Here is a 13,762-nt window from a genome sequence, read left to right on the forward strand (position 1 = left end):
GTCGCCATGGGCCTCATCCTCCGCACCGTCCGGGACAAGGGCGAGGAGTCCTCGCCGGGCGCACGCGTCTCCCACCTCGTCCACCCCTTCTCGGCCGGTGTCGCCGTCCCCCTCTTCGCCCTCTTCGCCGCCGGCGTCAGCGTCTCCGGCGACGCGCTCCGCCACGTCTTCACCGACCCCGAGCCCCTCGCCGTCCTGATCGGCCTCGTCGCGGGCAAGATCCTCGGCATCTTCCTCGGCACCTATTTCGCCGCCCGCTTCACCCGGGCCCGGCTCAACCCCGACCTCGCCTGGGCCGACGTCCTCGGACTCGCCACACTCGCCGGCATCGGCTTCACCGTCGCCCTCCTCATCGGCGAACTGGCCTTTCCCGACCCGACCCAGGCCGAGCACGTCAAGGCGGCCGTCCTCATCGGATCCCTCACCGCGGCCGTCCTCGCCGCCGTCCTCCTCCGCCGCCGCAACCGCGTGTACAAGAAGCTGTACGAGGAGGAGAACCGCGACGACGACAACGACGGCATCCCCGACTGCTACCAGACCGAGGCCGACGCCCTCCCCGGCCGCGCCCAGTGACCGGGGAACCGCCTGCCCCCGCACCGCCGCGCACGGAGCGGAAGGGGCCTGTCAAGGGCGCGTAAGGACGGTGTAAAGTCCCTGGTGGTGTGCCGGGAAGCCTGGTCGGCGAACAAGGGACACGTCTCTCACACTGCCGATCGGGGGAACCTCCACCATGGTGCTCGTCGCCGTCTTCGGGGCCGCGCTGCTCGTCGCGGTCCTGCTGTCCGGGCTCGCGGCCCGTACCGTCCTGTCGACCTCGCTGCTCTTCCTCGTGGGCGGGGCGCTCGTCAGCGACGGGTTCTTCGGGCTGATCCACGTCACGCCCGAGAGCGAGATCGTCTCGGTCACCGCCGACCTCGCCCTGTTCGCCGTCCTGTTCACCGACGGCATGCACGTCTCCTTCGCCAAGCTGCGGGCCAACTGGCGCAACCCCGCCCGCGCGCTCGGCCTGGGCATGCCGCTCGCCTGCGTCGGCATGGCGCTGATCACCCACTACCTCGTCGGCCTGGACTGGACGACCTCCTTCCTCGTCGGCGCGGTCCTCGCGCCGACCGACCCGGTCTTCGCCTCCGCGATCGTGGGCCGCAAGGAGGTCCCGGCCCGTCTGCGGGAGCTGCTGAACGTCGAGAGCGGCATCAACGACGGCCTCGCCCTCCCGGTGGTCCTGATCCTCATCGCCGCCGCCGGCCCGACCGCCGCCGGCGCCGAGGCGTCGTACGGAAGCATCGCCCTCGAACTCGGCCTCGGCCTGGCCTTCGGCGTCCTGCTCCCGCTGATCGTCAACGGGCTCGTACGCCTCCCGCTGCTCGGCGCCGAGCCCAAGCTGCAGCCCCTGCTGCCGCTGGCCACCGGCATCATCCTGTACGCCGCCTGCCACCTCACCCACGCCAACCCCTACCTCGCCGCCTTCTCCGCGGGCGCCGTCCTCGCCGCCGTCGCACCGGAGTCCCACAAGCAGTTCGAGCCGCTGGGGGAGGCGCTCGCCGAACTCGCCAAGTTCGCCGCGCTGCTGGTCTTCGGCGCCCTGCTGACCCCGCAGCTGTTCGGCGACCTGTCGTGGGGCGGCTACGTGGCCGCCGTCCTCGCCATCGTGCTGATCCGGCCCGGCTCGCTGCTGCTGTCCCTGTGGGGAACCCGGATCGACCGGCGCGAAAAGCTGGTCGCCGCCTGGTTCGGTCCCAAGGGCTTCGCCTCGGTCGTCTACGGCCTCCTGGTCCTCCAGGCCGGCATCCCGCAGGGCCAGGAGGCGTACACGCTCATCGCGGTCTGCATCGCTTTCTCGATCATCGCCCACAGCAGCACCGACGTCCCCATCGCCCGACTCTTCCACGTCGACGACCTCGTCGACACCGGGGCGACGCCCCGCACCCCGGCGGCGGCCGACGGCGAGACCGACAAGACGGCCACCGACAAGACGGCCACCGGCGAGACGATCCCCCACGCACGCACCTGACCGGCTGTACGCCGATCCCTGGGGAAGACGTGCGCGCCCCACACCGCCCCACCCCCGGCGGCTTCGCCTCCCGCCCGACTCCGCGGATACCGGACAGCGCCACGGGCCTGCGCCGGCGAACGACCGGGCACCGGGTGTGGGGCGCCGTCGCCGCGCTCCTGGGCCTCGCCGTGCTCGTGGTCTCGGCCGCCGGCCTGGCGGCGGTACCGGAAGCGGTGGCGGACGAGCGCCTGTACCGGCAGGCCACGGCATGCCCCGACACCGCCCCCGCCCCCACCGGGAACTGCTTCCGCACCCGCACGGCGCGCGTGGCCAAGGTCGTCATCCGGGACGAGCCCAAGCGGCAGGAGTTCACCCTCCGGCTGGGGAGCACGCCCGGGGTGCCCGGGGAGATCGACATGGGCGGTGAGGGGCCGCTCCTCGAACACCTCGCGCAGGGCGACGAGGTCACCGTCACCCTCTGGCGCGACTACGCCGTGGCCGTGGCCCGCGACGGAACCACCCAGGAAACGGCCGACACCCCCGAAGACGAGGCGGAGTTCATACTCGCCTTCGTCCTCGCCCTGACCTCCGCAGGCGTCTTCCTCCTCCACACCGGAGGCTCCGCCCTCGTCCGGGCCCGCGCATGGGCCGCCGAAGGACTCCCCGCCGTCCTCGTGTTCCGGCTGAAGTGGGCCCTCGGCTCCGCCCTGTGCACCCTGCCGGCCCTCGTCCTGGCCGGCCTGTCCGAACTCGGCCCGATCGCCGAAGCCCTCGCCTGGTGCGTCATGGTTCCGCTCGTCCGCCAGTACCTCGTCCTGAGGTCCCCTTCCGGCCGAGGCCGGCACGCACGCCCTCTCCCTCTCCCGAAGAGATGACACTCCATGTTCCATGCCCGGTGGATCGGGCCTGTCCACGGTCGGCCTGGTCCACCGGGACTCCGTCCGAGGCGCCACCCGCCGCGCCGGGACCCGGCGGTGAACGCGTGGCGAGCGACCCCTGCCGCCTGCGACCGGAAGCGCCCCCGATCTCCCCGTTGGCTTTACGCGGTCTTCAGCCGGGACTTGAGGCTCAAGATCTCCTGATTCTTGCCGAGTTCCGGATAGCACGCGCACAGATCCGCGATCACAGAACGGAGAAAAGCTTTCGTCGCAGTCCGGAACTCCTCGTAGGAGACTGATCCCGAGGGGCCGTGTTCTTCGCGGATCCGGACGGACTCACCCTTTCGTGTGAAAAAGTACTCTCCCGCGCCGCCAGCCGCCGAGTACGTCCTCTTGGGTTGGGCCTTCAAGTCCTCTCCGATGCGGTACAGGCAGTAGGCGGCGTCGAACACGGGCCCCGGGCCGCTGAAGTCCGCGCCCTCAGCCCGGAACGTGAGATCCCCCCAGAACATCTCACACGTCAGCTCGTACAGGTCTGCCACCGCAAGCCTGCGGCGCAACTCGGGGCTGTCCACGCCATCCCGGATGCCGTTCACCCGGTGGTCCAGCTCGATCACGGCACGCTCCTTGTCCGCCTTCCAGGCACATGAGTTTACGGGGTGACGCAGGGAGGCCCCCGCGGAACTGTCCGCGGGGGCCCCATCAACCACGCCGTACGCTGCGGGTGTCGATTTAGTACGGGTGCGCCGTTCTCACGCGCCCGTTCTTCACGACGACTCGCACGCGAGAGGTCGCCCTGCCCTTGCCGTCCCGGCCGACGCGGCGGCCGAAATCGTATTCATACAGGCGGCCGTCACGGCCGTCGGTGTTGCGACGGCTCTTGCCCTTCTTGATCGTCGTACGGATCAGGTACTTGACCTCCTTGATGTTCCGGGAACGGAACCGGCTCTTTCCGGCCGTGCGGGTTGTCGAACCGTGGCCTGAGAGAACGTGCTTGAGGTCGATCCGGCACTGGCCGTTGCGGTTGTGCGCCAGTACGTCGCTGTCTCCGACGCTGACGACGAAGGTGTGCAGATCACCGACGTTGAGGTTGAGGACGAGAGTGTCCGGTACCTCCCCGCGGTTGTACACGGCCGTGACGGGCTGCCCCGGCCCGTCGGAGGACAGGAGGACGTCTCCGACCGATACGTCACTGGCCTTGGTCCAGCCCTTGTCGATCACCCACAGCGGGTGCTCTGCCGTGGCCTGGAGCGGCGGGGTCGCCGGATCGAGGTCGGTGTCGATCTCGATCAGATGATTGATGCCGTAGCCACTGATGACCTCGAGGACCGGCTTGGCCGCGGTCTCGCCCGATTCCGGGTCCATCGCCGCGACGTAGTCGCCGACCATGATGTCACCGATCGGCAGGTAGCTGCCGTCGGCCATCAGGACCAGCGTCTCCGGGGTGAAGGAGTTGCACCGGGAGCGGCGGAAGACCTTCCTCGCCCGTGAGGCCAGGCGCTTGACGCGGCCGGCCTTGCGGATGGCGCGGGCTGCCTTGAAGCCCTTGACGGCGAGGCGGCCGGCGGAGCCGAAGGCGACGCCGACGCTCATCTCCGCGGCCTTGCGCCAGTTGCCGGTGGCGGCGTAGGAGATGGCTCCGACGGCGGAGGCGATGTTGCCGATGGGACCGGGGATGTAGGAGGCCACTTCCGCGACGCGGGCGACCTTCTTGAACATCTTCTTGAAACTGAAGCCCCAGTGGCCGTCGAGGTCCGTGCAGTTGACGGGGTCGCCGCTGCAGTAGTCGTACGGGTTGGAGTTGCCTCCGGGCTGCGGGTCGACCTGCAGGAAGCGGCCGAGCGCGGGGGCGTAGAGGCGGGCTCCCATGAGGATGACGTCGTCGAGGGCCTCGGAGGAGCGCTGCTTGGCGCCGAGCCAGCCGTAGCGCTGGGTGGCCTGACCCTCGGCGGGGACACCGAACTCGTCGAAGACGTGGACCTTCGGCGAGGTCGTCGCGGTGTCGAGGGTGACGGCCACGTCGCCGTGGAGGTTGGCGAGCTGCAGCTCCACGTCACCGGTGGCGGAGGTGGTGGCGGTCAGGTCGCCGTCCGGACCGGAGACGTTGCGGGTCAGCGTGGACTGGGTGGTGTCCTCGATGATCCAGCGGGGCTCGTCGGAGTCGTCTCCGTAGTGGTTGAGCTTGCTGCTGGCGTTCGCCCAGGTGCCGTCCGCCTGCTTGACCTCGGTGGTGAAGGCGGTGAAGCGGTGGGCGGGGTCGAGGGACCAGGACTGGCGCTTGTCACCCTTGGTCTGGGAGGCGACGAGGTCGTTGTCCCAGTAGGTGTTGACCGAGCCGGTGCCGGTGGCCGTGGTGCGGCCGAAGGCGTCGTAGACGTAGCCGGCGGTCAGGAGCCGGTCGGCGCTGTCGTACGAGCTGGTCGTGACCGTGCCGTTCGCCGACGTGCACGCGCCGTCCTCGGACGGCGCGTAGACCGTCTTGGAGGTGCGGTTCATGCGGCCGGCGATGCTGCGGCCGGTCTCGTCGAAGGCGTAGGCGCGGGTGGTGCAGCCGTCGATGGTGGTCTGGGCTGCCTTGGTCAGGCGGCCGAGACGGTCGTAGGTGTACTCCTTGCTGTCGGTGGAGTTGGTGTCCGCCGCGACGGCGCCCTGGGTCGTCATGTCCAGGTGCTGGCCGTAGACGACCTCACCGTCGGAGACGCGGGTGTACGTACGGCCGGTGGCCGCGCCGCTGGCGTTGAAGGTGTCCTTGCGGACGTAGCCGCCGGGGTAGGTCTGCTCGACCAGCTGGCCGTCGGGGCCGTACTTCGCGGTGAAGGTGCCCGCCACGGAGTCGGTCACCGAGGTGACCATGCCGCGCGGTTCCTTGGTGCGGTCGTAGGTGTAGGTGGTGGAACCGGTGTTGTCGGTGACCTTGACCGGCTTGCCGAACTTGTCGAACTCGGTCGTCGTCGTACCGCCGTCGGCGTCCGTGTAGGACAGCAGGCGGTCCAGCGCGTCGAAGACCCGGGTGATGGTCTTCCCGCCGGCCATGGTCTTGACCGCGTTGCCGGTCACCGGGTCGTACTCGGTGGTGACCTCCGGGAGGTCCTGGCCGAGGTCACCGGTGATCTTCGTGGAGACGATCCGGTCGGCCGCGTCGTAGACGGTCGTCGACACACGGGTCTTGCCCGCGTTGGTCTCGGTGACCTCCTCGACTTCACCGAACCGGGAGTAGCGGGTGATCCGCTTCACCGGCAGGGTGTCGGGCATGCGGGCGGTGTCCGCGCCGGTGACCTTGCCACCGGGCAGCGTGACACACGGGTTGCCCGCCCACTCCGGACGGTTGCCGCAGGCGGCGTCGTCCGGGTTGGCGCCGGCCGTGTAGAACACGGTCTTGACGGTGCCGGTGTCGGCGCCGTTCGAGCCCGGCCTGCGGGACTCGACGGCACGCCCGGCCGCGTCGTACTTGATGGTGGCGGTCAGGTTCGCCCCGCCGGTCACCGCGTCGGTGGTCACCGACGTCTCGGTGCGCAGCGTCCAGCCCGACGTACCGCCGATCGGCGTGCCGTAGCCGGTCTTGGTGACCCGCACCTCGACGTCGTTGGTGTACCCCTCGATGCGGGCACCGTCGAGAGTCGTGGTCTCCAGGTGGTAGGCCGCGCCGTCCGGCTTGCCCTCGTCGTACTTGTGCACGGTGTGCTCGCGCACGACCACCGAGGTTCCGGCGGCGAGAGCGGGCATCGGCGGATCGGCCTGGGCCGGCACCGCCTCGTCCAGCATCGCGCGGTAGACCGGGCCGAGCTCTTCGAGCAGGTCCTGGCCATCACGGCTGTAGACCTTGCGGGAGTCGAGCAGCGCGGCGCGGGCCGCCGAGTCGTCGGGCAGCTCCAGCTCGACGACCCTCTCGTCCACGTCGTCGCCGAGACCGAGCGCCAGGAGGCGGCCGGTGGCATCGAGGCTGCGGACGATGTTGCCGAAGCGGTCGTACTCGGCGGTGTCGATGTCACCCACACCGGTGGGGGACCAGGTGGCGGTGTTCACCTCCAGGGCCGAGGCGTTCAGGTAGTGGACCGTGGCCGCCTGGTAGCCGTCCTTGCCGGGGACGGTGGCGGTGGCCGTGTGGGTGGCCGGGGTCGACTCGACGTCGAAGACGGCGGTCGCGTCTGTAGGAACGTCCGCCTGGCCCCACGTCGCGGCGCTGGCCCCGTCGAGGTCGTACGGACCGCCCGCGGCGCGGGTCAGCGGAACCTCGTAGACCACCTTCGAGGCGGTCTCGCCCTCGACCGTGTCCTTGGTGCCCGGCTTCAGCGCGGGACGGCGGACCTGGAGCAGACGGCCCGGGTCCTGGTCGGCCCCGGCCTTGCCGTAGTCGAAGTACCAGGGCAGCTCGCCGGCGGTGGCGATCCCGGTCAGACGGTCACCCGAGTCGTAGGTGTACGTGGTCTTGAACGTGGCCGTGTCGGCGGCCGAGCCCTTGCGAGGGTCCCACGCCTCGACCAGACGGCCCTGGGCGTCGTAGCGATAGGCGGCCACCTCGACGGCGTTCACCGCACCCGCGGCCGGGTCCCACGACCAGACCTTCACGGCCTTCACGCGGTCGACGACGTCGCCGGGTGTGGTGGCCGTGGCGGTGGTGGCCGTCGCGTAGACGTACTCCAGGACCTCGCAGCCGCGTGCCGGGACGGCACCCGTGCACTGGCCGGCGTCGTCGACGCCCGGCTCGACCTCGGCGATCACGCGCTTGACGAGGGTGCGGCCGTCGGTCGTGTCGTACACGTACCGGCTGGTCGACGCCGCGTCCGTACCGGAGACGGAGCCCACGACGTGGACGTCGGAGCCGGTCTGCTTCGTGAAGCGGGTGACCGTGCCGTCGTCGTCGGTCAGGACGTAGTCGGCGCCGGACGCCTTCAGGATCAGGCCCTCGGAGCCGGGCTCGGGGCTGAAGGAGCCGTCCGAGCTCTTCGCGAAGGTGATCGTGGTGTCGTCGTAGCCGGTGATGACCGCGACGTCCTTGCCCGGGAAGGTCAGCGAGTGCAGCTCGTTGTCCGTCACACCGCCCGCCGCACCGCCGGCCCACTGCGGACCGAACGGGGCGACCAGCTCGCGCAGGGAGAGGTGGTCGAAGTACACGGCCTTGCCCGAGTTGGCCGGGAAACCGTTGTACAGGCGCAGGAACGCCGTCGTGGCGTCCTTCGGGACGGTGAAGTCGAGCGTCAGCTCGGCCCACGCGTCTGTGTACGGCACCTTCCGGGAGGTCGGCTCGACGTAGCCGCCGGGCGTGCTGAAGCCGGCGTACAGCCGCAGACCGCGCGCGTGCTGCGGGGACAGGCCGGTCGCCGAGGGCACGTACGCCTAGGCGGAGAACCGGTAGGTCTTGCCCGGCTTCATGCCCAGCTGCAGGGCGTTCTGGTCACCGCCGACCATGGCGAAGGAGTCGCCGTTGGTGTTGGTGGTGGGGACGACCTTCAGCGAGTCGGTGGAGCCGTCCTGGCCGAGTGCGGTGTCCCGGGTGAGCGTCGCCGTGGTCGCCGAGAAACCGGTCAGGTCCGTGGAGACGTCCTGCTGGTTGGCAGTCAGGCGCTGACCCTGCGGTACCCAGCCGCGGTCCGTGCCGCGGGAGGAGGCGGTACGGGACGACGACAGACCGAACTCGTCGGCGTCCGTGACGTCGACCGAGTAGTCACCGGTCAGCAGGTTCACCGAACCCGGGCCGACCTCCTCCGAGGCGGCACCGTCGGCGTTCGGGTCGACCGTGAAGCCGCGCCACTCACTGATGTACGCGGCATCCGCGGCGTTGTCCGTGTAGAGCATGGCGCGGACCTGGACGACACCCCCGACCTGGCCGAGGGTCTCCAGGACCGACCAGTTGGCGTACTCACCGATCTGCGACAGCGGCGTCTTGACCGTGGTGATCGGGGTGTTGTCCTGCTTGGTCAGGTTGGCGAGCGGGATGTTGTAGACGCTCGCGCCCGGACCACGGCGCCACTGGTAGGTGACCTGCGTGTACTTCGGCTGCGCGTCGACCGCGATCTGCACGCGCCGCGCGCTGACCGCGCCCTCGGCCGGCCGCACCATCGCGCCCTGGCCGACGAGGAAGTCGTACACCACCGCCGTCGAGAGGTTGCCGGCCTTGTCCTTGGCCTGGACCCGCAGCGTGCGGTGACCGTCGGCGGCCGGGGTGATGGACACCGTGGTCGTGCCGGTCGCCGCGACGGTCGCTGCGGCGGCGCCGTCCAGCGAGTACACGTACCCGGCCAGGTCCGTGGTGCCGGAGGCCGGGGTGAAGGTGAACTTGCCCGGGGTGCCGCCGCCACCGTGCCACAGGTTGTCCTGCGGGTAGTCCGTCGAGGACACGAACGGCGCGCCGGGCTTGGTGGTGTCGACCGTGAAGGTCTGCCACGCCGACCAGGTGCCGTTCCAGTCCTGGCCGTCGTAGACCGCGGCCCGCCACTTGTACGAGCCCTGGGGCAGCGCCGTACCGGGCGTCCAGGTCGCCGTCGCGCCGGAGGCCACGAACACCGACTTGCCCGACTGCAGGGCCGCCGTGCCGTCCGACTTCCAGATCTCGAAGGTCAGCTGGACGGTGTTGCCGTCGGCGTCGACCGCCTTCGCGGACAGCGTCGGCGTGGTGTCGTTCGTCGCCGCGCCGGTCAGCGGGGACAGCGGCGTGGCCGCGCCCGGCTTGGTGTTGTACGTGACCGAGATGTACGGCGTGTTGGAGGCGGCGTTACCGGAGTTGAACCGCTTCCAGGCGTAGGAGTCGGTCTCGTCCGTCGCCCGGATGCCGAGCGTGTTGGTGCCGTTGCCGTTCGCCGCCCAGGCGGCGGCCAGGCTGGTGATGTCCGTGCTCACCCAGCCGTCGGCGCACGAGGACGAGTAGCCCTTGGTGGCCGTGGACGTGGACCACTTCCGGTTCCAGTTCGGCTGGGCCGTCCAGCGCGAGGCGGTGGAGGCGGAAGACGTGTCCCAGACCTCCCAGCTGCGCGCGTTGCAGGACCAGGAGTGGAAGTTCCACAGGTTCAGGCTCGACGACTTGATCACCTTGCCGGTGATCTTCGACATCGGGAAGGCCAGGAACGAACGGGCCACCTGGCCCGAGCCGTTGTTGCCCAGCTTCAGCTCGGTCGCGGCCGACTGGTCGGTCGAGTAGCCCTGCTGGACGAAGGTGTCGAAGCTGGCCCCGATGTTCACCGCCGGGTCGACGGTCACCGGGAACTTCGTCGCCGGGTCGGCGAGGAAGGCCCGGGTCCGGCGTCAGCGTCAGGTCGACCGTGTCACCGTTCTGCGTGACCTTCAGGCCGACGTCGGCCTTGTTCTCGTGCTCGCCGGTGTTCGGGTCGACCGTCGCGTCCCACATCACCGGCGCGGGCAGGACACCCGCCTCCTTGCCGGTGCCCGGGTCCAGGAACGATACCGAACGGTCGGCGTTCGCCCGGACCTTCAGGCCCTTGGCCTTCAGCGACATCGTCACCGAGCCGTTGGCGTCGACGGCGCTGCGGTCCTTCAGCTCCAGGAACTGCTCGAAGCCGGTACGGGTCGACTCGATCACCATGTCGGTGCCGGTCGTCACACCCGGGTAGCGGGCCTCGGTGCCGTGCACGACCGGGTCGGGCAGCGCGCCGCGCCACGAGAGGGTCATCTCGTGGCCCTCGCCGCTGTCGAGCGAGACGAGCGGCACCGCCGGCGTCTTCTTCTCGCCCGGCTCACCGCCCGACTTCTTGATCCGCGCGACCTCCGCCGCCGACGACTCGCCGGCCAGCGTCAGGTCCAGCGGGTGGGCCGCGGCCTGGACCTCGCCGCCCGGCGTCTCGACCAGGCTCGCGTCGACCGTGCGCCACGTGCCGTGGTCGTCCTTGAACCGGACCGGGCCGGTGTACGACTCCAGCGACATCGAGCCGTCGGGGTTGGCCCAGCTCGTCGTGGACTCGGTCCGTTCCCCTGTCACCTCGATCCGCCGGTTCTGCAGCCGGGCCATCAGCAAGGCCGAGGCGGCGTCCTCCGCCTCGGCCGGACCCTTGACCTGCGGCTCCTGAGCCGGGGCCTTCGGCGGCTCCGCGGCCGCCATCCCCTCCATGAACCCGAAGGTCATCACCAACGCCGTGGCCAGGGCTATTCGCCTCAAACGGCCAGGCGACGGCAGCGGATGCCGCTCCCCCGGAGCGGACGTCCGTCGTCTCATCCTGCTTGTTCCTCCCCAATACGGGTCGCCTGTTGGCGATCAAGCGAAATTTAGCGGACCCGAACATGGGGAATGTGAGGATTAATCAGATTTAAGGGGCATTCTGCGGAGAGATCTGGGAGAACTGTGTCCTGGAATACACGCTGGTGACGAAGCGAAACCTCCTGGTCGTCGTCACCTGGCAGGCGGCGCCGAGTGGTCCCGCCCCCCCCACGGCTCACCCCAGCGGGACCACGGCGACCGGGGCGGGGCTGTGGTGGATGACCGCGTGGGTCACGTGGCCGAGGTGGGGGCCGACCGGCAGCCTGCGGGTGCGGCGCCCCACGACGACGAGTCCGGCGTCCTGCGACGCCTCCGTCATCCGGTACGCGGCCGGGCCCAGGACCGCCTCGGCCGTGGTCTCCACCCCCGGATACCGCGCGCGCCACGGGGTCAGCAGCTCGTCCAGGCCGACGCGCACGCCGGCCCCCAGCTCCTCGCTGATCCTCGGGTCCACGACGCCCGCGTAGCCGTAGGTGGCGGGCAGGGTCCAGCTGCTGAGGAACCGTATCGGGAGGTGCCGCCGGGCCGCCGCCTCGAAGGCGAAGGCGAGGAGCGGCTCGCACGGGTGGTCGATGTCGACGCCCGCCACGATCCCGCCGGGGGAGGGGGCCGCCTCCGGGGACTTCGCGCGCACGAGGACGACCGGCCGCCGGGCCGCGCCGACGACCGCGAGGGAGACGGAGCCCACGACGAAGCCGAGGACGCCACCGAGTCCGCGGGACCCGAGCACCATCAGATCGGCGTCGTCCGCCGCGGCGGTCAGCTCGTCCGCCGCCCGGCCGCGCGCCCGCTCCGCGAACACCTCCAGGCCGGGGTGCTCCTTCCGCGCGCGGTCGGACTCGTCGCGCAGGAGGCCCTCGGCCCGCTCGGTGAGCGTCCGGGCGTACGGGACCGGGACCTCCGGAGTGGTCGGCCACTCCTCCACGTGCACCAGGCGGAGCGGGACCTCGCGCAGCGTCGCTTCCCCCGCCGCCCAGCGAGCCGCGGCGAGGCTCTCCTCCGAGCCGTCCAGACCTACGGTGACCTGCGCTGTCATCACTGCCTCCTCGGCCGTGTCCGTCCAGGGTTCCAGGCTTCTCCCCGGCACCCCCGCGCCGTGAGGGCCGGGCAGGTCTCGATCGGGGCCGAACGGCCCATCGCCGTCGGCCGGCGGCGGTGCCAGCGTGAGGAGTGCCGCCCCTTCCGGGAGCCGTACGCGCCCCCGGGCGGACGCAGGAGCAGGAACCGAGGAGGAGCCATGAGCAGCGAGACCCCCGTCCGTCCCGAGCCGGCCGATGTCGTCGTCGGGATCGACGGATCCCCCGCGGCGAGGACGGCCGCGCTCTGGGCCGCCGCGGAGGCGGACCGCCGGTCCCGGCCCCTGCACCTCGTGCACGCGGCCGACACCGACCGGCGGGCCTACTGGAGCGACGCGGAGACGATCCAGGCGGTACGGGAGGCCGGCCGCGAACTGCTGACCGGGACCGAGGCCGCCGTGAGGGAGCGCTTCCCGGACCTCGTCGTCACCCGGCTCCTCGGGCGGCGGGGGCCGGTCGACGAGCTCCGCGAGGTCGCCGGTGGAGAGAAGACGGTCGTGGTGGGCAGCAGGGGGCTCGGGGGCTTCTCCGCCCTCCTGCTCGGCTCCGTGGGGCTTGGGGTGGCCGCTCGCGCCGAGGTGCCCGTGATCGTCGTGCGCGGCGCGGCCGACAGGCCGGGGACGGGCTCCGTGACCGCGGCGGTCCGCGACGCCGAGGACATGGGGTGGCTGCTTCTCGCCGCGGCCGAGGCCTCCGTCCGCAAGGCGTCGCTCCGCCTCCTGAGCGTGGGGAACATCCTCACCCACGTCGGCGAGGCGGCGACCATGCTCGACGGCCTCGACGGGGCCGCGCGCCGGCGGGTCCAGGAGGTCGAGGCGCTCGCCGAACGCGTCCGGGAGTGGTACCCCGACCTGATCGTGACCCCCCACGTGGAGACCGGCACCACGACCGCAGGGATCCTCGTCGAGGCGAGCGCGCACACCGACCTCATGGTGATGGGCCGGGGCCGCAGGACCCTCGGCGCGGGGCCGTCCCTCGGACGCGTCGCCCACGCGCTCATCCACCACGCCCACTGCCCCGTGGAGCTCGTCCCGGCCGGCTTCGGGACGGCGCCCCGACCCGTACCGGAGGAGCGGTCATGAACACGAAACGCGTCCTGGTCGCCTACGGCAGCAAGCACGGTGCCACCGCGGGCATCGCCGACGAGATCGGCCGGACCCTGCGCGACGACGGCTTCGACGCCGACGTCCGGCCGGCCGACGCCGTCACCGACGTCAGCGGCTACGACGGCGTCGTCCTCGGCGGCGCCCTCTACGCCGGGCGCTGGAACGGCAAGGCCCGCCGGTGCGCCCGGCGCAACGCGGAACAGCTCCGCGGGCGTCCGCTCTGGCTGTTCAGCAGCGGGCCCGTCGACAGCTCCGCCGAACAGCACGACATCCCGCCCGTCCCCGGGGTCGCCCGCCGGATGAGGCAGCTGGACGCCCGGGAGCACATCACCTTCGGCGGCGCCCTCACCGCCGACAATCCCGGCTTCCTCGCCCGGGCCATGGTCCGCCGGGGCAAGGGCGGGGACTTCCGCGACCCGGCCCGGATCCGGGAATGGGCCCACCACATCGGGGCCGAACTCGACCCCGCCCGCTGAGCCGCACCGCGTCCGGGCCCACCGGCACCC

9 protein-coding genes are annotated in these 13,762 nt (G+C 71.2%); 5 read left to right on the top strand and 4 right to left on the bottom strand.

Annotation, left to right across the window (positions count from 1 at the left end; genetic code table 11):
• The 3 genes from QK442_RS11440 to QK442_RS11450 form a co-directional block, all read left to right on the top strand.
• The coding region (locus QK442_RS11440; RefSeq protein ID WP_282693784.1) for a Na+/H+ antiporter NhaA at positions 1–573 on the top strand (573 nt) is incomplete at its 5' end.
• 157 nt (positions 574–730) lie between these two features.
• Complete coding sequence (locus QK442_RS11445) at positions 731–2,011, top strand: cation:proton antiporter (protein ID WP_282693785.1); 1,281 nt, start codon at positions 731–733, stop codon at positions 2,009–2,011.
• A 29-nt stretch (positions 2,012–2,040) separates the two neighbouring features.
• A complete protein-coding gene (locus tag QK442_RS11450; RefSeq protein ID WP_282693786.1) occupies positions 2,041–2,868 on the top strand; it encodes a hypothetical protein in 828 nt (275 codons plus the stop codon).
• A gap of 164 nt (positions 2,869–3,032) precedes the next feature.
• Here the strand turns inward: QK442_RS11450 and QK442_RS11455 are convergent, their stop codons facing one another.
• From QK442_RS11455 to QK442_RS11470, 4 genes are all read right to left on the bottom strand, one after another.
• Positions 3,033–3,488 carry a hypothetical protein gene (locus QK442_RS11455; protein ID WP_282693787.1) on the bottom strand — a complete coding sequence of 152 codons (456 nt, stop codon included), beginning with the start codon at positions 3,486–3,488 and terminating at the stop codon, positions 3,033–3,035.
• 115 nt (positions 3,489–3,603) lie between these two features.
• Positions 3,604–8,199, bottom strand: coding sequence for an RHS repeat-associated core domain-containing protein (locus QK442_RS11460; protein WP_282693788.1), 4,596 nt, complete (start codon positions 8,197–8,199; stop codon positions 3,604–3,606).
• Positions 8,200–8,205: 6 nt separating this feature from the next.
• On the bottom strand, positions 8,206–10,062 hold the full coding sequence (locus tag QK442_RS11465) for a DNRLRE domain-containing protein (protein ID WP_349239644.1): 1,857 nt from the start codon (positions 10,060–10,062) through the stop codon (positions 8,206–8,208).
• 1,187 nt (positions 10,063–11,249) lie between these two features.
• A complete protein-coding gene (locus QK442_RS11470; RefSeq protein ID WP_282693789.1) occupies positions 11,250–12,110 on the bottom strand; it encodes a universal stress protein in 861 nt (286 codons plus the stop codon).
• Positions 12,111–12,311: 201 nt separating this feature from the next.
• On the opposite strand from QK442_RS11470, the gene QK442_RS11475 reads away from it, so the two are divergent.
• Both QK442_RS11475 and QK442_RS11480 read left to right on the top strand, forming a co-directional pair.
• Positions 12,312–13,232, top strand: coding sequence for a universal stress protein (locus QK442_RS11475; RefSeq protein ID WP_282693790.1), 921 nt, complete (start codon positions 12,312–12,314; stop codon positions 13,230–13,232).
• Positions 13,229–13,732, top strand: a complete 504-nt coding sequence (locus tag QK442_RS11480; RefSeq protein WP_282693791.1) for a flavodoxin domain-containing protein — start codon at positions 13,229–13,231, stop codon at positions 13,730–13,732. Before QK442_RS11475 ends, QK442_RS11480 begins: the two co-directional genes overlap by 4 nt.
• The last annotated feature ends 30 nt before the right edge of the window (positions 13,733–13,762 follow it).

The organism is Streptomyces sp. CC208A, assembly GCF_030010625.1.
In the GTDB taxonomy this organism is placed as follows: domain Bacteria; phylum Actinomycetota; class Actinomycetes; order Streptomycetales; family Streptomycetaceae; genus Streptomyces.

What these genes read in the sequence shown, in the direction of transcription:
- QK442_RS11445 (WP_282693785.1), top strand. Translation starts at nt 731, where the DNA reads ATGGTGCTCGTCGCCGTCTTCGGGGCCGCGCTGCTCGTCGCGGTCCTG.
- QK442_RS11470 (WP_282693789.1), bottom strand. Translation starts at nt 12,110, where the DNA reads ATGACAGCGCAGGTCACCGTAGGTCTGGACGGCTCGGAGGAGAGCCTC.
- QK442_RS11475 (WP_282693790.1), top strand. Translation starts at nt 12,312, where the DNA reads ATGAGCAGCGAGACCCCCGTCCGTCCCGAGCCGGCCGATGTCGTCGTC.
- QK442_RS11480 (WP_282693791.1), top strand. Translation starts at nt 13,229, where the DNA reads ATGAACACGAAACGCGTCCTGGTCGCCTACGGCAGCAAGCACGGTGCC.